Annotated in this window: 18 protein-coding genes; 8 read left to right on the top strand and 10 right to left on the bottom strand. The window is 67.2% G+C overall.

Going from position 1 to position 20,575, the window contains the following annotated elements:
- Window positions 1-16: 16 nt before the first annotated feature.
- Window positions 17-1,291, bottom strand: a complete 1,275-nt coding sequence (locus AUL38_RS00700; RefSeq protein WP_059058280.1) for an MFS transporter — start codon at window positions 1,289-1,291, stop codon at window positions 17-19.
- 91 nt (window positions 1,292-1,382) lie between these two features.
- Between AUL38_RS00700 and AUL38_RS00695 the strand changes: the two genes are divergently transcribed.
- Together AUL38_RS00695 and AUL38_RS00690 are read left to right on the top strand one after the other, a co-directional pair.
- Window positions 1,383-2,357, top strand: a complete 975-nt coding sequence (locus AUL38_RS00695; protein WP_059058278.1) for a quinone oxidoreductase — start codon at window positions 1,383-1,385, stop codon at window positions 2,355-2,357.
- A 71-nt stretch (window positions 2,358-2,428) separates the two neighbouring features.
- The gene (locus tag AUL38_RS00690; protein ID WP_059058276.1) at window positions 2,429-3,631 is read left to right on the top strand and encodes a cobalamin-independent methionine synthase II family protein; all 1,203 of its coding nucleotides are present in this window, start codon (window positions 2,429-2,431) and stop codon (window positions 3,629-3,631) included.
- 274 nt (window positions 3,632-3,905) lie between these two features.
- On the opposite strand, the gene AUL38_RS00685 is transcribed toward AUL38_RS00690, so the two are convergent.
- Window positions 3,906-4,262, bottom strand: coding sequence for a VOC family protein (locus AUL38_RS00685; RefSeq protein WP_059058274.1), 357 nt, complete (start codon window positions 4,260-4,262; stop codon window positions 3,906-3,908).
- Between the two features lie 36 nt (window positions 4,263-4,298).
- Window positions 4,299-5,348, bottom strand: coding sequence for a lipoate--protein ligase family protein (locus AUL38_RS00680; RefSeq protein WP_059058272.1), 1,050 nt, complete (start codon window positions 5,346-5,348; stop codon window positions 4,299-4,301).
- A gap of 135 nt (window positions 5,349-5,483) precedes the next feature.
- Between AUL38_RS00680 and AUL38_RS00675 the strand changes: the two genes are divergently transcribed.
- Window positions 5,484-6,734, top strand: a complete 1,251-nt coding sequence (locus tag AUL38_RS00675; RefSeq protein ID WP_059058270.1) for an MFS transporter — start codon at window positions 5,484-5,486, stop codon at window positions 6,732-6,734.
- A gap of 18 nt (window positions 6,735-6,752) precedes the next feature.
- Here AUL38_RS00675 and AUL38_RS00670 read toward each other — a convergent pair whose 3' ends face one another.
- Genes AUL38_RS00670 through AUL38_RS00650 form a run of 5 tightly spaced genes read right to left on the bottom strand, consistent with a single transcriptional unit; the run spans window position 6,753 to window position 13,135 of the window.
- Window positions 6,753-7,556: a putative hydro-lyase gene (locus tag AUL38_RS00670; RefSeq protein ID WP_059058267.1), complete on the bottom strand. Its 804-nt coding sequence runs from the start codon at window positions 7,554-7,556 to the stop codon at window positions 6,753-6,755.
- Window positions 7,557-7,602: 46 nt separating this feature from the next.
- Window positions 7,603-9,366: a biotin carboxylase N-terminal domain-containing protein gene (locus tag AUL38_RS00665; protein ID WP_059058265.1), complete on the bottom strand. Its 1,764-nt coding sequence runs from the start codon at window positions 9,364-9,366 to the stop codon at window positions 7,603-7,605.
- A 16-nt stretch (window positions 9,367-9,382) separates the two neighbouring features.
- On the bottom strand, window positions 9,383-11,008 hold the full coding sequence (locus tag AUL38_RS00660; protein ID WP_059058263.1) for an urea amidolyase family protein: 1,626 nt from the start codon (window positions 11,006-11,008) through the stop codon (window positions 9,383-9,385).
- The gene (locus AUL38_RS00655) at window positions 11,005-11,775 is read right to left on the bottom strand and encodes a LamB/YcsF family protein (protein WP_059058261.1); all 771 of its coding nucleotides are present in this window, start codon (window positions 11,773-11,775) and stop codon (window positions 11,005-11,007) included. Before AUL38_RS00655 ends, AUL38_RS00660 begins: the two co-directional genes overlap by 4 nt.
- 34 nt (window positions 11,776-11,809) lie before the next feature.
- Window positions 11,810-13,135 carry an NRAMP family divalent metal transporter gene (locus AUL38_RS00650; protein WP_083506482.1) on the bottom strand — a complete coding sequence of 442 codons (1,326 nt, stop codon included), beginning with the start codon at window positions 13,133-13,135 and terminating at the stop codon, window positions 11,810-11,812.
- 156 nt (window positions 13,136-13,291) lie between these two features.
- On the opposite strand from AUL38_RS00650, the gene AUL38_RS00645 reads away from it, so the two are divergent.
- Window positions 13,292-13,978 carry a GntR family transcriptional regulator gene (locus AUL38_RS00645; protein ID WP_083506481.1) on the top strand — a complete coding sequence of 229 codons (687 nt, stop codon included), beginning with the start codon at window positions 13,292-13,294 and terminating at the stop codon, window positions 13,976-13,978.
- A gap of 18 nt (window positions 13,979-13,996) precedes the next feature.
- Here the strand turns inward: AUL38_RS00645 and AUL38_RS00640 are convergent, their stop codons facing one another.
- A complete protein-coding gene (locus tag AUL38_RS00640; protein ID WP_059058259.1) occupies window positions 13,997-14,881 on the bottom strand; it encodes an alpha/beta fold hydrolase in 885 nt (294 codons plus the stop codon).
- Window positions 14,882-14,921: 40 nt separating this feature from the next.
- Between AUL38_RS00640 and AUL38_RS00635 the strand changes: the two genes are divergently transcribed.
- Both AUL38_RS00635 and AUL38_RS00630 read left to right on the top strand, forming a co-directional pair.
- Window positions 14,922-15,875 (top strand): alpha/beta hydrolase, encoded by a 954-nt coding sequence (locus AUL38_RS00635; protein ID WP_083506480.1) that lies wholly within the window; start codon window positions 14,922-14,924, stop codon window positions 15,873-15,875.
- 66 nt (window positions 15,876-15,941) lie between these two features.
- Complete coding sequence (locus tag AUL38_RS00630; protein WP_059058254.1) at window positions 15,942-16,886, top strand: 2-hydroxyacid dehydrogenase; 945 nt, start codon at window positions 15,942-15,944, stop codon at window positions 16,884-16,886.
- Between the two features lie 31 nt (window positions 16,887-16,917).
- Here AUL38_RS00630 and AUL38_RS00625 read toward each other — a convergent pair whose 3' ends face one another.
- Window positions 16,918-18,312, bottom strand: coding sequence for an APC family permease (locus AUL38_RS00625; protein ID WP_083506479.1), 1,395 nt, complete (start codon window positions 18,310-18,312; stop codon window positions 16,918-16,920).
- A 166-nt stretch (window positions 18,313-18,478) separates the two neighbouring features.
- Between AUL38_RS00625 and AUL38_RS00620 the strand changes: the two genes are divergently transcribed.
- Window positions 18,479-19,099, top strand: a complete 621-nt coding sequence (locus AUL38_RS00620; RefSeq protein WP_059058252.1) for a TetR/AcrR family transcriptional regulator C-terminal domain-containing protein — start codon at window positions 18,479-18,481, stop codon at window positions 19,097-19,099.
- An 85-nt stretch (window positions 19,100-19,184) separates the two neighbouring features.
- Complete coding sequence (locus AUL38_RS00615; RefSeq protein ID WP_059058250.1) at window positions 19,185-20,570, top strand: glycine--tRNA ligase; 1,386 nt, start codon at window positions 19,185-19,187, stop codon at window positions 20,568-20,570.
- Window positions 20,571-20,575 lie beyond the last annotated feature (5 nt).

Below are 20,575 nucleotides of genomic sequence, written 5' to 3'. Positions count from 1 at the left end.
GACTCTACCCCAGCCTCTACCGCAGGGGCTCGGCGGCCGGCGCGCGTGGTACGGGGCCCGGCTCTCGCGCAAGGCCAGTGAGGAGGGCACCGACGACCGAGAGAATTGTCGCGACCGTGAAAACGAGCCAGAAGCCGCCGACGGCCGCGACGAGCAGCGCTCCGATTACCGGGCCAAGCAGCTGGCCGAGCGCGGCCGCCGTGTTCACGATGCCAAGGTCACGCCCGTGGTCGCGCTCGCTGGGCAGCAGGTCGGTTGCGAAGGCGAGGCCGACGGTAGAGAACGCTCCATAGCCAACCCCCATTACCGCCGCGGCGGTCAACGTCATCCCGAAGGTTGGCGATACGACCAGCAGGAGTCCGGCGACAGCCTGCACGAGAGCCGCAGCAATTGCGAGACCGCGCCGCCGCCCGCTGCGGTCGGAGACGAGCCCAGCAATCACTGAAGCGGCGACGACGAACACGGTGTAGACCACGACGACGAGCAGGAGATTGTCTTCCGCGGTGACGTGATCTTGACCGAGCCCGTAGAGCAGAAAGAACAAGAAGAGTGAGGTGCCGAGGGCGTTGCCGATGTTCACGACGAGACGGCCGATGAGTACCCATCGGAAATCGCGGGCTGTGAGGAACGCAAAGCGGGCCTCGCCCGGCGACCGAACCGACCGGGAAAGGGTGGCTCCCCCAACGGGGTCGGGGAGTAATAGGGCCGCGGTCGTCCCGAGCACGGCCATCGCTGCCGCGAGCACGACGTAGCCCTCACCGACGTCGAGCCCGAGCACCACGACCGTGCCGACGCCGAGGACGATGCCGAGCGCCTGTGCCGAGGAGGCTGCTGAGGACGCAGCACCACGTTGTTCGACCGGCAGCTGGTCAGCGATCATCGCAGTCAACGCGGCCGATGCGATCGCGACGCCCGCTGACACTCCGATCCACGCGGTGCCCACAGCCAGCGGGCCCTCGCTCACTCCCGCGAGCAGCAGACATGCGACCGCGAGCCAGACGCCAACCAATGCCCACGGCCGCCGCCTGGGGCGCTTCCCCGACTGCCGATCGGAGAGCGCCCCGGACAGCGGTCCGGCGAGCACCCCGGCTAGCCCGCCGACGCCGAGCACGAGCCCCGAGGACACCACACCACTCACCCAGCCAGCTGCGCTCTCGGGCGTATCGAGCTGCAACGGGAGCAACAGCTGCAGCGGGGTGAGCTGCACCGTCCAGATGACGAGCCAGCCGAGCGTGAACAGCGTGAACCAGCCCGGTCCAACCCGGTTGCGTGTCGTGCTGAGATCGGACATTGGGATCCTTACAGGCTGTGAGCTGCAGCGCTCGACGGTGAGCCCCACAATTGCCGAGCAGTCTAACCCCGGTGCGGCGTAGGCTGGGGGAATGCACGCGATCATTGCTGAAACGGCGGGCGGCCCCGAGGTGCTGCAGTACTCACCAACGACCGATCCCTCGGCGGGCCCTGGCGAATTGCTGGTGGATACCGTCGCGGTCGGAGTGAACTTCATCGAAACCTACCAGCGCTCGGGTTTGTACCCGGTGGGCTTCCCCTTTACCCCGGGCGCAGAGGCCGCCGGCCGGGTCGTGGCCGTGGGCGAGGGAGTGACTGGGTTCAGCATCGGTGACCGCGTGGTCACCGCGGAGGGCCGGGCCACCTACGCCGAGCGTTTCGTCGTCGCAGCGGTCGCAGCGGTGCGCGTGCCTGACACCCTTGCGGAGGTACTCACCGACGAGGCAGCTGCGGCGCTTCCGCTGCAGGGGCTCACGGCGCACTACCTGGCGACCTCTGCCGCGCAGCCCCTCGAGGGCGAAACCGTGCTCGTGCACGCCGGCGCTGGTGGCGTCGGGCTGCTCCTCACACAGCTCCTCACCGCCCGTGAGGTCCGGGTGATCACGACCGCGTCCACTCCGGAGAAGCGTGAGCTGAGTCGCGCGGCGGGCGCGGTGGAGACGCTCCCATACGAGGGGTTCAGCGAGCGGGTCCGCGACCTCACGGACGGCGAGGGCGTCGCAGTCGTCTACGACGGCGTCGGCAAGGACACCTTCGACGACTCGCTCGCATCGCTCCGGGTCCGCGGTGAAATGGTGCTGTTTGGCGCGGCAAGCGGCCCGGTGCCCGCATTCGACCCGCAGCGGTTGAACGCTGGCGGCTCACTGTCCGTGACGCGGCCATCTCTTGTGCATTTCCTCCGCTCGACCGGCGAACGCAGCTGGCGCTACGACGAGCTCTTCGCCGGGATCGAAGCCGGGGTGCTTGACATCCGGGTGGGGGCGACCTTCCCACTCGCGGAGGCAGCCGACGCACACCGCGCCCTCGGAGGGCGTGCAACCACTGGAAAAGTGGTGCTGATCCCGTAACCGGGTGACACTCGGCGTCATCTACCGTCACCCAACTGGGGCTCCCGTGGCCGCCGCGGTAGCTTCGGGATATGACCCGCATCGAAACCACCACCGCCGGCAGCCTTCCACGTACACAGGCGCTCATTGAGGCCAACGCGGCCCGCACCTTCGCAGACGACGGCTTCACGCTGCAGTCCACCCCCGAGTTCGAAGCGCTCGTCGCCGAGGCAACCCGTGACGTCGTCGAACGGCAGCGCGCCGCCGGCATCACGCAGCCCGGCGACGGCGAGTTCGGCAAGGCAATGTCGAACGCGGTCGACTACGGCGCCTGGTGGACGTACTCGTTCCAGCGCACCGCGGGTCTCGAGCTCACCGGCAAGGACATCTTCAGCCAGGAGCCCGTGCGTTCCGCGCCAGGTGATGTGCGCCTCACGACGTTCCCCGACCGCCGCGACTGGAGCACCTTCGCTGAGGCCTACCAAGATCCCGATAGCGGCATCAGCGTCGGCAAGAACGCGACTGCGTTCCCCGCAACCACCGGCCCCATCAGCTACACCGGACAGTCCGCGATCGCCGCAGACACCCGCAACCTTACGGCCGCGCTTGCGCCGGGGGAGCATGGCTTCCTCACCGCGATCGCGCCCGGATCCGCCGCGCGCATCGAAAACGAGTTCTACGGCAGCGAGCAGGAGCACATCGATGCCTGGGTGGCGGCGCTGCGCGAGGAATACCGCGCGGTGACCGACGCGGGGCTCATCCTGCAGCTCGACGACCCGTCGCTCGCCGAGAACTGGGACCAGATCAACCCCGAGCCGAGTGTCGAGGACTACCTGGCGTTCACGCAGATCCGCATCGACGCGATCAACGCCGCGATCGAGGGGCTCCCGAAGGAGCAGATCCGGCTGCACCTGTGTTGGGGATCGTGGCACGGCCCGCACACGACCGACATCGAGCTCAAGCACATTCTGAAGACCGTGCTCGGCGCGAACGTCGGCCAGATCTCGTTCGAGGCGGCGAACGCGCGCCACGAGCACGAGTGGGCGGTGTGGTCGGAGAACGCGGCCCTTATCCCCGATGACCTCTTGCTCGTGCCCGGCGTCGTGAGCCACGCAACAAATCTCGTTGAGCACCCCGATCTCGTCGCGCAGCGCGTTGAGCGCTTCGCGAAGATTGTCGGCCCCGAGCGGGTCATCGCGGCGACCGACTGCGGTCTCGGCGGGCGCGTGCACCCGCAGATCGCCTGGGCGAAGCTCGAATCGCTCGGCGAGGGCGCGCGCAGGGCCCGCGTCTGATCGCTGTTGGGCGGGTGCCCTGAGGTCTGTGATCTACGGCGTGTGCCCTACGGCGTGTGCCCTACGGCGTGTGCCCTGCGGCCTGTGCCCTACGGCGTGTGCCCTACGGTCGGGGAAATCCCGTTCATATGCTGCCCACGGGCGAATCGGGCATAGGAACGGGAGATCGCATATCTACGGTACGCGCCGCCGCCCTGGCCCGGGGCGCGCAGCCCGGGCCAGGGCCAGCGTTCCCAGGCCCCGCACCCAGGCCCCCGCACCCCGGGCTGCGCGCCTAGTGCGGGTCGCCGATGCAGAACTCGTTGCCGGCGGGGTCGGCGAATGTATCCCAGAAGAAGTCGGCCTCGCCACGGTGGCCGAGATGTGTTGCGCCGGCGGCGATCCACTCGGCGACCATCACTTCGCGGTCCACGTCTGGGCTGCGGTCGAGATCGAGGTGGAGCCGGTTCTTGCCGGGCGTGGGATCCTCAACCTTTTGGAACCCGAGCGCAACGGGCGCATTGGGTGCGCTGACCATGCAGAACCAGCCGTCGGCGTCGTGCACGATCTCGCCGCCGAGCCGTTCGGCCCACCAGCCCGCGAGCGTGCGCGGATCTGCGGTGTCGATCGTCACCATACTGAGTCGGATCATCGTGAATTCCTTCGAACGGTGTGCGGAGCGGAGCGCCTACGGCACGCGCCGCAGCCACTCCTCGGTTGAGAACTTCTGCTCAACGAGGCGCTCCGCGGCATCCCACTCGCCCTCGGTGACCTCGCCCATGACGCCGCCGTGACGGCGCTGGAACACCTCGATCATGCGCTCCACGATCTCCTCGCGGGTCTTACCTGTCTGGCTCCGGAGTGGATCGACGCGCTTCTGCGCGCTCGCCGTTCCCTTGTCTGAGAGCTTCTCGCGCCCGATGCGCAGCACCTGCGTCATGGCCGTCGGATCCATGTCGTAGGCCATCGTGACGTGGTGCAGGATCGCGCCAGAGCCGAGTCGCTTCTGCGCTGCGCCGCCGATCTTGCCCTGGGGGCTCGTGATGTCGTTGAGCGGTTTGTAGACGGCGTCGATGCCGAGCGACTTTAGCGCTTCGAGGACCCAGTCATCGAGGTAGGCGTACGAGTCGGCGAACGACATGCCGCGCACCAGCTCGCCCGGAATGTACAGGGCGTAGGTGATGCTCGCCTCGGGCTCCATGTACATCGCGCCGCCGCCGGAGATTCGTCGCACGAGCGTGGCGCCGTGCGTGGCGGCCTGCTCCTCGTCGACCTCGTTCTTTACGGACTGGAAGCTGCCGATGATCACCGCAGGCTCGTTCCACTCCCAGATGCGCATGGTTGGCCCGCGCAGCCCCTCGCCGACCGCGGTCGTGAGCACCTCATCGAGCGCTGCGTTGAGCATTGGGGTGACCGCAGGCTCGCGGACGATCTGCCAGTCGTAGTCGCGCCAATGCGCGGCCCCTGTGACGCCGCGGCGGATCGCGACGCCCACCGAATCCGGCGTGAAACCGAGCAGGTGTACCTCGCTCGGCAGCGCCGCCAGGATTGCCTCGGCGAACGCGTCGATCGTCGAGTTCGGGTTCATGCCCTCGATGGCAGCGTTGATGTCGAGGAGCGCCTCGTCTGGCTCAAGGAAAAAGTCACCCGACAGCCGGAAGTCGGTGATCTTGTCGTCAGTGACCTCGAAATCGACGACGACGAGCTTGCCGCCGGGAACCTTATATTCGCCGTGCATGTCAGCCTCCTTGTGTGCCTGCTCCCTAGGGTACTCTTCGGCGCCAGTCTCGGCCACGAAAGCCCATTGCGCGGCGCACTGAGACGGCGCGGGCACGCGGCATGAGTATTGTGGGAACAATGAGTAGGAACCGCCATGGCTGAATCGATCTCCGCGTTTCTGCTGCGCCTGGCACCCATGATTTACGGCCCGACGCTGCTCTTCGCGCTCGGGCAGGGCGCGATCATTCCACTCATCCCGACGATGGCGACCCGGCTGGGCGCGGATCTCGCAACGTCTGGCCTCGTCGCCTCGGCCCTTGTCGTCGGGCAGCTGTGCGGCAATATCCCCGCGGGCTGGCTCGTCGCGAAGGTGGGCGAACGCTACGCGATGGTGTTCTCGGGTCTGCTCGCGCTCGCCGGAGCAGTGATGCTGCCATTCGCGACGAACATCACTGTGCTCACCATCGCGATCTTCGTCAACGGCTTCTGTGCGGCCGCCTTTGGGCTCGCGCGGCACTCGTTCATGGCCTCACACGTGCCATTCCATTTTCGTGCGCGTGCGCTCGCACTCCTCGGCGGGAGCTACCGGTTCGGGATCTTCCTCGGGCCGTTCATCGCCGCGCTCCTGTTGTCGGCGACCGGCGATGACACCTGGGTGATCTGGTGTCTGATCATCTGCCTCGCGGCGACCGTGCTGCTCGTGTGGCTCGGGCCCGATCCCGAGCGCGAGTTCGTTGCGGGCGAGCGTGAGGCCGTCACTGGACCCGCTACCGCAGGTATGAGCCTTCCCGATGCGGAGGCCGCACGCGAGGGGGTCTTCCGCACGATGGTGCGGTTCCGCTCGGTGCTTGCCCGGCTCGGGCTCGCCGCGTCATCGCTCTCGGCGCTACGAGCGGCCCGCCAGGTGGTGCTCCCGCTCTGGGGTGTCGCGATTGGACTCGACGCCCAAACGATTGCGCTTGTGGTCGGCATCTCGGGGGCACTCGATTTCGCCCTGTTCTACGCGAGCGGCCAGGTCATGGACCGGTTCGGCAGGCTGTGGGCGGTCGTGCCATCGATGCTCATGATGAGTGTCAGCTTCCTCATCCTGGCCTTCACGAGCGAGTGGGACTCAGCGACGACATGGTTCGTCGTGCTCTCAGCCGTGATCGGGGTCGCGAACGGCCTCTCGAGTGGACTGCTGCTCACCCTGGGCGCCGACCTCGCGCCAAAGGCGAACCCGGCACCGTTCCTCGGATCGTGGCGCACACTGACGAGCGCGGGTGCCGCAGTCGCGCCACTGATCTTCTCTGGAATGGCCGCCGTAGCCCCGATCGGGGTGGCTACCGCGGCGATGGGCGCGATCGGACTGCTCGGAACCGCTGCGTTCCTGCGGTGGATGCCCCGCACGGGCCATCGGCGGTAGTTGCCCTCGCGGGGCTGGCTACACGAGGTAGTTTGCGTCTGGTACGTCGGTGACGAACATGTAGCCTGGCGCGTGCGTGAGCGCGAACGGCGGGCGCGACGCCATGATCGCGGCCTGCGGGGTGACGCCGCAGGCCCAGAACACCGGTACGTCGCCGTCACGTAGTTCTGGGGCGTCGCCGAACTCGGGCGAGGCGAGGTCGGTGATGCCGAGGCCAGCCGGGTCCCCAATGTGTACGGGTGCGCCGTGAACCGCAGGGTAGCGGCCTGAGATCTGCACCGCATCCGCGACTCTGTCGCCGGGGATCGGGCGCATGGAGACCACGAGTTCCCCACTCAGGCGACCGGCCGGCGCGCACTGGCGGGTGGTCTGGTACATGGGAACGTTGCGGCCGAGCGTCTGGTGGCGTACCTCGATGCCAGCATCAACGAGCCCCGCCTCGAACGTGAAGCTGCACCCGATGAGAAAGGACACGAGATCGGGGTGTTCCTCCCACGCAGCCGAGGCATCACTTGGCTCTGCCGTGAGTTCACCGTCACGCCACACGCGGTAGGCAGGGAGATCGGTGCGCAGATCTGAGCCAGGTGCCAGTCGCGATTCGGTTGCGCCAGCGTCGAGTACCTCAAGCACCGGGCATGCCTGCGAGTTGCGTTGCCCGTAGAGCAGCACGTCGTAGGCCCAGTCTGCTGGCACTGCGATGAGGTTGGCCTGCACCAACCCGTGGGCGACTCCGCTGGTTGGCGCGATGAGACCCCTCCGGTATTCCGCGCGGGCGGTGCGCGCTGCGTTGAGCTGAGCTTCGGTTGCGAGTATGCGTGTCATGACCTGTTCTCCTTCGTTGGTACAGGGCGGCCGCCGTGGCCACCGACTAGTGCGTCTGCACGACGCCAATCGCCGCACCGGCCGCGACGACTGCGCCGGCTGGGGCCGAGTGCCGGAGCGTGCCGGCGGCGGTCGCCTTGACGGGGACCTCCATCTTCATCGCTTCGAGCACGGCGATGGTGTCGCCAGCTGATACCGCCGCGCCATCGTCGACCTGCCACGACGCGAGGGTGCCGGCAAAGGGTGCGAGGACCGCTCCAGGCGCCTGTTCGCCTGCGCCTGCGGCGCTCGCAGCACCGTCGGCCGCAGCGCCCGCGGGGGAGGCGCCCCCGACCTCTAGCCGGGAGAGCAGGCTCTCGGGCAGTCCGAGCTCGACGAGCCTGCCGTCGATCTCGATCGGGAGTCGCGTTAGGCGCGGCGCTGCCGGCGTCGCCACGGCCGCGGCCGGTTCGAACTCTGCCGTGCACTCCTCCTCGATCCACCGGGTGTGCACACCGAAGTCGCCGTCCTCGGCCGTGAACGCCGGGTCGGTGACGACGTGCCGGTCGAACGGAATCACCGTCGCAACGCCCGTGATCGTGAACTCCGCGAGGGCGCGCCGCGAGCGGGCGAGCGCCTGCTCGCGGTCGGCGCCCCAAACAATGAGCTTCGCGAGCATCGAATCGAAGCTGCCGGGCACGGTGTAGCCGGCGTATACTCCGGCATCGACGCGCACCCCCGGGCCACCCGGGGTTTCGAACCGCTCAACCGTTCCTGGGGTCGGCAGATAGCCGAGCGCGGGATCCTCCGCGTTAATACGGAACTCGATGGCGTGACCGAACGTGGGAATCTCCGCGGGAACGCTCATGGGTTCGCCCGCCGCGATCCGGAATTGCTCGTGCACGAGGTCGACGCCGGTCACCATCTCGGTGACCGGGTGCTCGACCTGCAGCCGCGTGTTCACCTCAAGGAACGACAGCGTGCCGTCCTCGCCGAGCAGGAACTCGACGGTGCCAGCGCCGACGTACTCTGCGGCAGCACACACGTCGGCTGCTGCCCGGTGGATGCGCTCACGCACCTCGTCGGTGAGAAACGGCGCGGGGGCCTCCTCGACGAGCTTCTGATTGCGCCGCTGCAGCGAGCAGTCGCGGGTTCCGAGCACCGCGATGCGCCCGTGGCGATCGCCGAGCACCTGCGCCTCGATGTGGCGTGGCCGGTCGAGGAAACGCTCGACGAGGCAGTCGCCCTGCCCGAACGCGACGGTTGCTTCGCGCACGGCAGAGTCGTAAGCCTCCTCGATCTCGTCGAGCTCGCGCACGACCCGCATGCCGCGGCCGCCGCCGCCGAACACAGCCTTGATCGCGATCGGCAGACCGTGCTCGGCAGCGAACGCTGTGACCTCCGACACGTCGGTGACCGCGCCGGGGGTGCCAGGCACGAGTGGCGCCCCGACCTCGGCCGCGAGCGCGCGTGCGCGCGCCTTGTCGCCGAGGGCCTCGATGGTGTGGGGATCTGGGCCGATCCAGGTGAGACCGGCGGCGATGACCGCCGCCGCGAAGTCGGCGCGCTCAGAGAGGAAACCGTAGCCGGGGTGGATCGCGTCGGCACCGGCCCGCTCGGCCACAGCGAGCAGCGCGGCACTGTTCAGGTAGCTTTCGCCGGGCGTGACGCCGCCAAGCGCGTACGCCTCGTCAGCGAGTCGCACGTGGAGGGCGTCGGCGTCGTCGTCCGAATACACGGCGACGCTCGTGATGCCGGCCTCGCGGGCCGCACGGATAATACGCACGGCGATTTCGCCGCGGTTTGCGATGAGGATCTTGTTGAGTGTCACGGTGCGTCTCCAGGTGTTACGGCTGTGGTCGAACGGAAGAGGTGGCGGCTGCCGGGGTGAAGCGTACGCGGCTGCCGGGGGCAAGCTGAGCGGCGAGGTCGAGGTCGTCGTCATGGACAACAGCGATGACGGGATAGCCGCCAGTGAGTGGCCGATCGGCGAGGAAGAGCACGGGCTGGCCGTCGGGTGGAACCTGGAGCGATCCGAGGGCGACGCCCTCGCTGGGAAGCTCACGCTCCGCAACACTGGCGGCACGCGGGAGCGGATCTCCTGCGAGACGGACACCAACGCGATTGCTCTGCGGTGTCACCGTCCAAGTCTGAGCTGTGAGCCGCGCGAGCGCATCGTCATCGAACCAGTCGTCTCGCGGCCCGAAGATCACCCTGAGAACGGTGTCCTCGCCCGGGGCGGGCAGCGCCGGCTCAGCGCCAAGCGGCGGCGAGACCGACCGCACGCCACAGTCGCCGGCACAGATCTTGTCACCGACTGCGAGCGGACGAGGACCGAGCCCCGCGAGCGTGTCGCGTGACACACTGCCGAGGACCGGCTGTGCCGCGATACCGCCGCGCAGCGCGAGTACCGTGCGGAGCCCGCGTGTGGGGGCGTCCAGCGACAGCTGCTCGCCAACGCTCAAGCGGAACGCCGCCCCGTGCGGCACACTGCGCTCGCCGTAGGGGCCGGACACGCGCCCCGCGCGGGGAGCGCCGGTGAGCGCGAGGACGGCCGTCGCGATCGCAGTGACAGCGAAACCGCCGTGGCCGAGCTCGAGGGCAGCAGCCCCGCGGCGGTTCCCGACGAGGGCGTTCGCGCGTCGATACGCGCCGCGCGCTGCCACCCCTGAGGTGCCGACACCCATGCCGGCGACGCCGCTGCGCCCAGCGTCCTGCACGAGCGTTTGCAGTCCGGCGTCGACGACCCGCAGTGTGGCAGCACCGAGCGGTGCGGCGCTCGCCGCCGGCGCCGCTTGGCTCGCAAGAGGTGCATGTGCGGGCACCGACTCGCGCTCCGCCGCGAAGCGCACGGTTCCGCCCGCGACGAGGGCCGCTGGCTGTTCCCGGTCGATGTCCCACAGTACGAGCGACGTCGAACCGATGATTTGCCAGCCGCCGGGGCTCTCGCGCGGGTAGACGCCGGAGAACGGGCCTGCGAGGCCAACGGAGCCCGGGAGGATCCGCGGGCGCGGGGTGCTCCTGCGCGGCACCGCGAGTGCGGGGTCGCCGCCGGAGAGGTACGCGAAGCCTGGTGCGAACCCGGTGAATGCGACGGTGTACAGGGCGGCCAGGTGTCGTTCCACGACAGCTTCCCGACTCAGCCCGGTCAGGTTCGCGACGTCGTCCAGATCTTCGCCGTCGTAGCGCACGGGGATGAGTACCTCGGGGCCCGAAGTCGCACCGCGAGCTGCTGTCGCTGCTCCTGCGAGAAGCTTGCGCAGCTTTGGCGCAAGCGCGCCAGCGTCTCGCGCCTCGCCGCCGGATACGAGCACGGTCTCGGCTGCCGGGACGAGTTCGTCCACGCTGAGTTCGCCGCGTTCGATCGCGGCGGACAGGGCTGCGAAGGCGCTGAGCGCGCGGTCGAGTGAGCCGCAGTCGAGGAGGAGCGCGCTGGATCCGGCAGGCAGGATCCGCGGTTCGACTGCGTTCATTGACGCACCGCATCCGTGAAGCTCGCGAGATCCACCCCGGCTCCCAACAGCCGTGACCGCACTGCCCGTGCCATGTTCACTGCGTCGGGACTGTCGCCGTGCACGCAGATTGATTCTGCCTGGATCTCGACCTCGCTGCCGTCGCGAGCGGTGACCGTTCCGCGTTCAACGAGTTGGAGCATGCGTGCCGCGACGAGTTCGGGGTCGTGGAGCACTGCGCCTGGCTCGGTGCGTGAGACGAGTGCGCCATTTGGCTCATACGCCCGATCGGCGAATGCCTCGGACACGGCGCGCAGGCCGGCAGCGCGCGCCTGCTCAACGAGCGGGGAAGCAGCCAGACACACAAGCGCAAGCTCGGGGTTCACGCGGCGGATTGCTGCGATGACGGTGGCGGCCTCCGCCTCGTTGAACGCGATGCTGTTGTAGAGCGCGCCGTGTGGTTTGACGTAGCGCACCTCCGTTCCAGCCGCGAGCGCGAGGGCTTGGAGCGCACCGATCTGGTAGATCACCAGGGCCTCGAGCTCGTCGGCTGGCAGGACCATCGGGCGGCGTCCGAAGCCAGCGAGGTCGGGATACGCCACGTGCGCGCCGACCGCGACGCCGCGGGCAGCAGCGCCGGTGAGGGTGGCAAATGCCGTCTTCGGATCGCCCGCGTGGAAGCCGCAGGCGATGTTCGCGCTCGTGACGGTTTCGAGCATGCTCTCGTCGTCGCCCATCCGCCAGGAGCCGTAGTGCTCCCCGAGGTCGCTGTTGAGATCGATCCGCATGGTCTGTTTCCCTTCTCAGTGGGTGTGTCGGTGCCTAGGCGCCGAGGAACTTGAAGATCGTGCTGAAGGAGACGACACCCATGTACCAGGTGAGTATGGTCATGAGCGTACCGAGCCACAGGAGCCACGGGTTCACCCGGTGCCCGTTGAGCAAATCCCGCCTGAACCAGGCGATGTACATGAACACCGTGAATCCGATGGGCAGAATGAGGCCGTTGAAGCCGCCCGCGAAGACCAGCAGGGCAACAGGCGTGGTCCCCATGAGGAGGTACGCGACGAGCCCAACTGCGATGAAGATGACGGTCGCCCAGCTGCGGCGGCGCAGGTCGAGTTTTGCGCTGAACACGGTCATGAACGATACCGAGGTGAACGCAGCGCCGATGACGCTCGAGAGCGCCGCGGCCCAGAGCACGAGACCAAACGCGCGCATTCCCCACTCGCCCGCGGCAGCTTCGAAGGCCTGCGCCGCGGGATTCGCGGACAGATCGAGGAGTACGCCACTTGCGGTGACGCCAAGGAAGGCGAGGAAGAGCACGTATCGCATGATGCCGGTGACCGCGATGCCGAAGAAGGCTGACCGGGTCACCTCCTTGATGTGCTCTGGCCCGGCCGTACCTGAATCGAGGAGCTTGTGCGCGCCAGCGTAGGTGATGTAGCCGCCGACTGTACCGCCGACAATCGTCGTGATCGCTGCGAAGTCGATCGTGTCGGGCAGCACGGTCTGGCGGAGTGCCTCTCCGACGGGCGGGTTTGCGACAATGGCGACGGCGATCGTGAGAAGCACCATGACCACGCCGAGCACGATGATCGCCCGGTCCATGATGATCCCCGCACGGTGCGAGAGGAAGATCGCGATGGCCAGGATTGCGCTGATTGCCCCGCCAATCTTTGCGTCGAGTCCGAAGAGCGCGTTCATGCCGAGGCCTGCGCCAGCGATGTTGCCGATGTTGAAGACGAGTCCGCCGACGATGACGAGTACCGAGAGCACGTAGCCGGAGAACGGAATCGCGGAGTTTGCGAGTTCGGCCGCACGCCTGCCCGAGAGCGTGATGATTTGCCAGATGTTGGCCTGGACGATGAAGTCGATGAGGATCGACACCAGGATGCCGAAGGCGAAGGCCGCCCCGAGCGTCGCAGTGAACGTTGCCGTCTGGGTGATGAACCCAGGGCCGATGGCCGAGGTTGCCATGAGGAAGATCGCTCCGAGCAGGGACGCGCGTCGCGACTTGGCGAAGCCAACTGTGCCGCTTGCCACCGTTGCCGGGCCGGGGACGGTGACCTTGGTGTCCGCTTCCTGTGAGTCGGGGCTCTCGGGGCGTGTGGTGTGTGCGTGCTGATCCGGGGGCTGCTGGGTGCTCATCGCGGGTGCCTTTCGCGTCGTTGCGTCACGGGAGAGAAAAAAATGAGGGTCAGTCATGCTGTGACCGTACTACCAGAATACTCACTTGTTTGAACAAAGCAAGCGCGATTGCTCAACAATCTTTGGAGGTGACTGTGCGCTTGCTACACTTCACGCATGTCATCAGCCCGCAGTGCAGCGTCTTCGCAGGGTGACGGGGCGGTGCTCTCGCGGGCGATGGAGGCCGCCGCGGAGATCCGCGGACGCATCTCGAACGGTGAGCTCAAGCCGGGCGACCGGGTGCCAGAGGCCAAGCTCGCTGAGTCGCTCGGCATCTCTCGGAATACCCTCCGCGAAGCGTTCCGCACGCTGAGCCAAGAGGGCCTCATCACCCAGGTTCCGAACCGTGGCGCCTGTGTCGCGATCCCAAATATCAACACGATTATCGACATCTACCGTGTTCGCCGACTCATCGAGTGCCAGGCCGTCAGCGAGGCCCTACCGCGGCACCCGGCGCTCGCCCAGATGCGAGCGGCGGTCGAAGAAGCACTCACGCACCGGGAGCAAGACGACTGGCAATCGATCGCCGGCGCAAACATCCGCTTTCACCAGGCAGTGTTCGAGCTCGCTGACAGCCCCCGACTCAATCGGCTCTATGTGCAGCTCGCCACCGAGCTTCGCTTGGCGTTCGGCCTCATCGATGACCCCGAGTACCTCCACGCCCCCTTCTTGGAACGCAATCTCGAAATCGTCGAGCTGCTTGAAGCGGGGAATACGCAGGAAGCTGCCGCGCACCTGAAGGAATACCTCTTCCTCGCCGAACGCATTCTGCTTGCCGGCTATGAGCGCCTCGATCGGGGCTAGACCGGGCGGAGCACCCGGCTAGTCCAGCCGGTCGACGAGCCAGGTGGCGACGTCAGAGAAGACGTCGTCGTGGTTTGTTTCGTTGAGGATCTCGTGGCGGGCCCCCGGGTAGATCTTCAGCGCGACGTCCCGTACACCGCGAGCGCGATACGCATCCGCCAGGCGTTTGAGGCCGTCGCCGCGGCTGAGCGGATCGTCGCCGCCTGACACGATGAGGATCGGGACGTCACGGACGAGCCGCTCGCTCGGCGTTCCGAAGAGGCGGAGCCCGTCGCTCACGCCAAAGAGTTTGAGGATATTCGCTTCGAAGCACAGCGGGTCTGCGATGAACGCCGCCGCCACTGCGGCGTCCCGGCTCAACCATTCGAAGCCCGAGGCATTCGCCTCGTCGGCCCACTTCGCATTGAGCTTGCCGCTCTCCATGTAGCGCGGCGTGCGGAAGGCGCTGCCCGAGAGCACGACAGCGTCCCACAGCCGTGGCTGTTCGTTCAGGATCCGCTGCGTCATGAGGGACCCCCACGAATGCCCGAACTGGGCGAGTTTGAGCCCCGGATGCGCATCTCGAATAATGCCCGTGAGCTGTTCGATAGCGGCCTCGGCCGCACGCAGCCCGCCAGGGCCGAGCTTCCCGAGCAACGACAGGTCGCCGCCGTGCTGTCGCCTCCCGGTTTCGCCGTGACCGCGATGATCATTCGCGTACACCACGAAGCCCGCCCGGGCGAGGAAGCGGGCAAATGCGTCGTAACGGAGGGCGTGCTCGCCGATGCCGTGCGCGATTTGCACGGCGCCGTGCGGCTCCGGCGTCGTGGCCGGGTTCGGCGCCCACGAGTACGCGCTGATGACGATGCCGTGCGCATCCGTGTACGTGAAGTCGCGGCGTCCCGAGGTGTGCTGGTCGTTCATGCCTCCATTGTTGCGCACCGGGCGCAAATATACTGGGCCAATGCGGCATCCTTTCGTGTGGGCACCGCTCCTCGCAGCGGGAGCGCTGCTGGCACTTCCCGGATGCGTGGCAACCGAAGCTGAGGGGGAAGAGCTGGTGGCTGGAGAACTACGGGTCGCATCGTTCACGGTGCCGCGTCCCGGTGTCGCGCCGGCCGCGGTGCCAAACCGGGTGGGATCCGTGGCGGTGCCAGTCCGCAGCTACGAACCGGCGGAGGGGGTCGATCCCTGGGCGACGCTCGTGTGGGCACACGGTGGATCGTTCATTCGCGGCACCCTGGACTGGCCCGAAGCCGACTGGGTCTCGCGCAGCTTCGCCGAGGCCGGCATCCGGGTGATCTCGGTCGACTACGTGCTTGCGAGTGAGAGCGTGAAGGCACCGGCGCCGTCGAACGACGTGGCTGCCGTGTTGGCATGGGCTGGCGCTGAGTATGCGGGGCCGCTCGTCGCTGGCGGGGCGAGCGCGGGTGCTCACCTCGCGGTGCTCGCGACGCTCGATCAGCACGAGGCGCACCCGGAGCGAGCCGCCGAAGCGCTGCTCCTCGAATATCCGACGCTGCACCGGGTGCAGCGCGCGGACCCCCGGATTGCTGACGCCGCGGCGGCGCTTCCCGAGGCCCGCCGTTTCCGGGCCGATCGCATCGCTGAGATGTACGACTTCTATTTGGGCGAGGATATCGCGGGGCTTCGTGTCGCAGGGGAGCTGTCGGCTGAGCAGCTCGGGCAGCTGCCTCCGACAATCATGGTGCACGCGGACGCTGACGAGCTGCGCGCCTCGGGCGAGGAGTTCGCCGAGCAACTCCGCTCGGCAGGAGTGCCCGTGACAGAGGCGATCGAGCCCGACACCGTTCACGGCTACCTCAATAGGCCGACCGAGTCTTCCGCGGCGCAGCGCCAGTCGGCAGCAACGATCGAGCGTTTCGCGCAGGAGCTTCGGCGCGTCCTCGGCGCCTGAAACGGGCCCCCGGTCAGTCCCGAGGCAGCTGGCGTGCCGCCCATCGCATCCCCTTAGTATTGGGGCATGAGCGATTTCGTTTTGTCACTGCCGACCGACCCGGGATTGCGAGAGGCGATTGGAGAGATCGACGGTGTGGACATCGTCGAATGGGATCTTGACACTCCTGCGCCCCGCGAACGTTTCGACATTGTGGTGCCGCCGTATTGGGGGAGCGCCCGCATGCTCGCGAACCTTGATGCCGTCGAGGCGCGTCTCGTGCAGTGGCAGTCGATCGGGTACAACGGGGTCGACAAGTATTTGCCGAGCCGCTTTGTTCTCGCGAACGCGACGACGGTGCACGAAGCGTCGACCGCTGAGCTCGCGGTCGGGCTGACCCTCGCAGCGCAGCGCGGCCTGCCCCGGTTCATCCGCGACGGTCTCGAGGGCAAGTGGGATCTGGTGTCATTCCCGAGCCTCGCGGATCGCAGGGTGTTGCTCGTCGGTTTCGGCGGCGTCGGCAAGGCCATCGAGGCGCGGCTCGCCGGCTTCGAGACGCACATCACTCGACTTGCCCGCACCGCCCGTGATGAGCTGAATCTTGCAGGCGAGCTCGTGCACGTGCACGGCCTCGGTGAGCTGCACGAGCTGTTGCCCGAGGCCGAGGTGCTCATTCTGGGCCTCCCGCTGAGTCCGGAGACGAAGGGCCTGTTTGACGCGGCAGCGCTCGCAGCGCTCCCGGACGGTGCACTGGTGGTGAACGTTGGCCGCGGGCCACTCATCGACACGGATGCGCTTGTCGCCGAGCTCACCGCCGGGAGGCTCCGTGCGGCGCTGGACGTCACCGCCCCCGAGCCGCTCCCAGCGGATCACCCGTTGTGGTCGTTACCGAACGCCCTCATCACTCCGCACGCCGGTGGCGACTCGAGCGCGATGCTGCCGCGCATGGTGGATCTCATCCGCCGACAGATCGAGCGGCTCCGCGCGGGCCAACACCCCGAAAACACTGTGGTCGGGGAGTGGACCGAATAGTCGGGCGGCAGCGGGTGTACACCGCCCCGAGCTACTCGCTGAGGTCGAGCATTGGTGTGCGCCTGCGGAATCCGCGGGTAAGCCACACCAGCCAGACCATGCCCACTGCGAGCCAGATGAGCCCAATGGTGAGGGCCGTGCTCGACAGGCTCGTCCACAGCCAGACCGTCAGGCCGAAGCCGATCAGTGGCAGCACGAGGAAGCGGACGCTGTCGGCGCCGCTGCGACGGCCGCGGTCCACGAAATAGTGTTTGATGACCGACAGGTTGACGGCGGAGAATGCCACCAGCGCCCCAAAGCTCACGGTTTCAGAGAGCAGCCCGAGATCCACAACGACCGACAGCAGTGAGATCACTGAGACGATGAGGATGGCGGTCACCGGGGTGCGAAAGCGGGCGCTCAGGCGCCCAAACACCCGCCTGGGCAGGACGCCGTCGCGGCCCATCGCGAAGAGGATCCGCGCGGCTGACGCCTGCGAAGCGAGCGCAGAACCGGAAGCGCCTGCGACGTAGGCCGCGGTGAAAAAGACTGCCAGGAACTGGCCGCCGACGCTGGTCATGACATCGAGAGCGGCGCTGTCGGGGTCGGCGAACGCGTGGCTTGGGTAGGAGAGGTGCGAGACGTAGGCGAGGCAGACGAAGAGGATCCCGGCGAGTACGGTGACGAGCGTGATCGCCCGGGGGAGCGCCCGCTGCGGCTCGCGCGTTTCTTCCGCGAGCGTCGACACCGAGTCGAAGCCGAGAAATGACAGACACAGGATCGCCGCACCCGCCAGCACAGGGCTGAAACCCTCGCTGTCGCCAGTGCCGACGAACGGAGCAGTAAGGTCGACCTCGCCAGGGCCAGCGCCGTTGATGGCGACGATCGCGAGCGCAACAAACACGACAATGAAGATGGCCTGCACCGCGATGATGACGGTGTTCGTGCGGCTCACTGACACGATGCCGACGGTGTTGAGCACGGTGACTGCCGCGATCGCGAGCACGATGAACACCCAGTTCGGAACGGTGGGGAACGCGGCATTCAGGTAAATCCCGATCACCAGGTAGTTGATCATTGGGAGGAACAGGTAGTCGAGCATGAGCGCCCAGCCCGCCATGAAACCAATCCCCGGGCCGAAACTGCGCTGTGAGTAGGTATATGCGGAGCCCGCGTATGGGAAGGCTCGTGCCATGAGCCCGTAGGAGCGTGCGGTGAACAGCATGACGACGAGGGTGACGAGGTATGCGAGAGGAAGCCGACCGCCGGTGAGCTGCGTGACGATCCCGTATGTCGTGAAGAGCGTGAGCGGAACCATGTACACCAGGCCGAAGAGCACCAGTGAGGGCACCCCGAGTACCCGGCGAAGCTGAGGGGTGGCCGGGCCGCCGATCGTGGGGGTCCCCGTTGACCACGGGGATCCGGTGCTCGCGTGCTGCTCTGCCATCGTGACCCCTTGCTCGGTTCTGCACCGGGTGAGCCTTGGCTGTCCCGGCGGCGGGAAATACGGGACGAACGAACATTGTTCGTGATTTACACTTGTAATGTAATAGTGTGAAATTGCGGTGTCAAGAGCCGGGTCGCAGGCGCCCTGGCGGGAGGGCGTCCGGGACATGAGACTGAATCGCCGAGAGCTCGCGCGTGCAGCGCTCGACCTCGTCGAGGAGCAGGGGCGTCACTCACTCACGATGCGGCAGCTCGCGGACCGGGTGCAGCGCCGGCCCTCCTCTCTGTACAACCACGTCAGCGGGAGGCAGGCCGTCATCGAGGAAATGCGGGCGCTCATTGTCGAGGGGATCGACGTGAGCCCCTTCGAATCAGCCCCGTGGCCCGAGGCGCTCGCCGCCTGGGGGCGTTCCTACCTTGCCGCGTTCTCTGCCTACCCGAACAGCATTCCGCTCATGGCGACGACGATGATTACGGACCACTCCACCCTGCGAATGTACGAGTCGGTGATTGCTGCGCTGATACGCGGAGGCTGGGCCCCGGGCGACGCCGTGGCCGCGATGCGCACGGTCGAGGCATTTGTGTTGGGATCCGCACTTGACCTCGTCGCGCCCGAGGGCCTGTTGAGCGTTGCATCCTTGCCGGCTGACCTCGCAGCCCTCCACGCGGGCCTGTCCGGTGAGGCGGGGCGGCGTGCGAGCGCGGTGGCCGCGTTCGAACTGGGGTTCGGGGCGCTCATCGAGGGCCTGCGCAACAGGCGGAGTGACGTTCGGGATCCCTCAGCGTGAGCAAGATAGGCTTACATGGTCGGTGCGCGCCCGCGCGCCCGGCAGCAACCAAGATCCCCGTCTGCCCCTTGGAGTGAAATTCACAATGGCTGAACAGTCCCGCCTCGATAAGGTTATCTCTCTCGCCCGCCACCGCGGCTTTGTCTTCCAGGCGGGTGAAATTTATGGTGGATCGCGCTCCGCGTGGGACTACGGACCGCTCGGCACCGCGCTCAAGGAGAACATCAAACGTCAGTGGTGGAAGGCCATGGTGCAGCGTCGCGACGACGTCGTCGGTATCGACTCGAGCATCATCCTGCCCAAGCGTGTGTGGGAGGCCTCCGGCCACGTCGAGGTCTTCAGCGACCCGCTCGTTGAGTGCCTGCAGTGCCACAAGCGCTACCGCGAAGACCACCTCATCGAAGAGTTCGAAGAGAAGAAGGGCCGCGAGCCCAAGGACGGCCTCTCCGAGATCGTCTGTGTTGCCTGCGGCACCCGCGGCCAGTTCACCGAGCCGCGCGCTTTCTCCGGCCTGCTCAAGACCTACCTCGGCCCCGTCGACGACGAGGCAGGGCTCCACTACCTCCGCCCCGAGACCGCGCAGGGCATCTTCGTGAACTTCGCGAACGTGCTGCAGGCGGCTCGCATGAAGCCGCCGTTCGGCATCGGCCAGATCGGCAAGAGCTTCCGCAACGAGATCACGCCGGGCAACTTCATCTTCCGCACCCGCGAGTTCGAGCAGATGGAGATGGAATTCTTCGTCGAGCCCGGCACCGACGAAGAGTGGCAGGAGTACTGGATGAAGGAGCGCATGGATTGGTACGTCGGCCTCGGCATCGATCCTGAGAACCTGCGCTTCTACGACCACCCGAAGGAGAAGCTCTCCCACTACTCGAAGCGCACCGCCGACATCGAGTACAAGTTCGGATTCACCGGCAGCGACTGGGGCGAACTCGAGGGTATTGCGAACCGCACGAACTTCGACCTCACCACGCACTCTGAGCACTCCGGCAAGGACCTCAGCTACTTCGACCAGACGAAGAACGAGCGCTGGATGCCGTACGTGATTGAGCCGGCTGCGGGCCTTACCCGCTCGCTCATGGCGTTCCTCGTCGACTCGTACCGCGAGGAAGAGGTGCCGAACTCGAAGGGCGGCACTGACACCCGTACGCTGCTCGCACTCGACCCGCGTCTCGCACCGGTGAAGGCTGCGGTGCTCCCGCTCAGCCGTAACGAGCGGCTTTCGCCGCTCGCTCGCGAGATTGCGCAGGAGCTGCGCGAGGACTGGAACATCGACTTCGACGATTCGGGCGCGATCGGCCGACGCTACCGTCGCCAGGACGAGATCGGTACGCCGTTCTGCGTCACGGTCGACTTCGACTCGCTGGACGACGACGCGGTCACGGTTCGTGAGCGCGACACCATGCAGCAGGAGCGCGTGCCCCGCGCCGAACTGCACGCCTACCTCGCACAGCGCCTGCGCGGCGCATAACCAGG

The organism is Leucobacter sp. G161, from assembly GCF_001482305.1.
In the GTDB taxonomy this organism is placed as follows: Bacteria; Actinomycetota; Actinomycetes; order Actinomycetales; family Microbacteriaceae; genus Leucobacter.
The sequence above is the reverse complement of the archived record's forward strand: the minus strand, read 5'-3'. Positions and strand labels throughout refer to the sequence as shown.

What these genes read in the sequence shown, in the direction of transcription:
- AUL38_RS00700 (WP_059058280.1), bottom strand. Translation starts at nt 1,291, where the DNA reads ATGTCCGATCTCAGCACGACACGCAACCGGGTTGGACCGGGCTGGTTC.
- AUL38_RS00695 (WP_059058278.1), top strand. Translation starts at nt 1,383, where the DNA reads ATGCACGCGATCATTGCTGAAACGGCGGGCGGCCCCGAGGTGCTGCAG.
- AUL38_RS00690 (WP_059058276.1), top strand. Translation starts at nt 2,429, where the DNA reads ATGACCCGCATCGAAACCACCACCGCCGGCAGCCTTCCACGTACACAG.
- AUL38_RS00685 (WP_059058274.1), bottom strand. Translation starts at nt 4,262, where the DNA reads ATGATCCGACTCAGTATGGTGACGATCGACACCGCAGATCCGCGCACG.
- AUL38_RS00680 (WP_059058272.1), bottom strand. Translation starts at nt 5,348, where the DNA reads ATGCACGGCGAATATAAGGTTCCCGGCGGCAAGCTCGTCGTCGTCGAT.
- AUL38_RS00675 (WP_059058270.1), top strand. Translation starts at nt 5,484, where the DNA reads ATGGCTGAATCGATCTCCGCGTTTCTGCTGCGCCTGGCACCCATGATT.
- AUL38_RS00670 (WP_059058267.1), bottom strand. Translation starts at nt 7,556, where the DNA reads ATGACACGCATACTCGCAACCGAAGCTCAGCTCAACGCAGCGCGCACC.
- AUL38_RS00660 (WP_059058263.1), bottom strand. Translation starts at nt 11,008, where the DNA reads ATGAACGCAGTCGAACCGCGGATCCTGCCTGCCGGATCCAGCGCGCTC.
- AUL38_RS00655 (WP_059058261.1), bottom strand. Translation starts at nt 11,775, where the DNA reads ATGCGGATCGATCTCAACAGCGACCTCGGGGAGCACTACGGCTCCTGG.
- AUL38_RS00650 (WP_083506482.1), bottom strand. Translation starts at nt 13,135, where the DNA reads ATGAGCACCCAGCAGCCCCCGGATCAGCACGCACACACCACACGCCCC.
- AUL38_RS00645 (WP_083506481.1), top strand. Translation starts at nt 13,292, where the DNA reads ATGTCATCAGCCCGCAGTGCAGCGTCTTCGCAGGGTGACGGGGCGGTG.
- AUL38_RS00640 (WP_059058259.1), bottom strand. Translation starts at nt 14,881, where the DNA reads ATGAACGACCAGCACACCTCGGGACGCCGCGACTTCACGTACACGGAT.
- AUL38_RS00635 (WP_083506480.1), top strand. Translation starts at nt 14,922, where the DNA reads ATGCGGCATCCTTTCGTGTGGGCACCGCTCCTCGCAGCGGGAGCGCTG.
- AUL38_RS00630 (WP_059058254.1), top strand. Translation starts at nt 15,942, where the DNA reads ATGAGCGATTTCGTTTTGTCACTGCCGACCGACCCGGGATTGCGAGAG.
- AUL38_RS00625 (WP_083506479.1), bottom strand. Translation starts at nt 18,312, where the DNA reads ATGGCAGAGCAGCACGCGAGCACCGGATCCCCGTGGTCAACGGGGACC.
- AUL38_RS00620 (WP_059058252.1), top strand. Translation starts at nt 18,479, where the DNA reads ATGAGACTGAATCGCCGAGAGCTCGCGCGTGCAGCGCTCGACCTCGTC.
- AUL38_RS00615 (WP_059058250.1), top strand. Translation starts at nt 19,185, where the DNA reads ATGGCTGAACAGTCCCGCCTCGATAAGGTTATCTCTCTCGCCCGCCAC.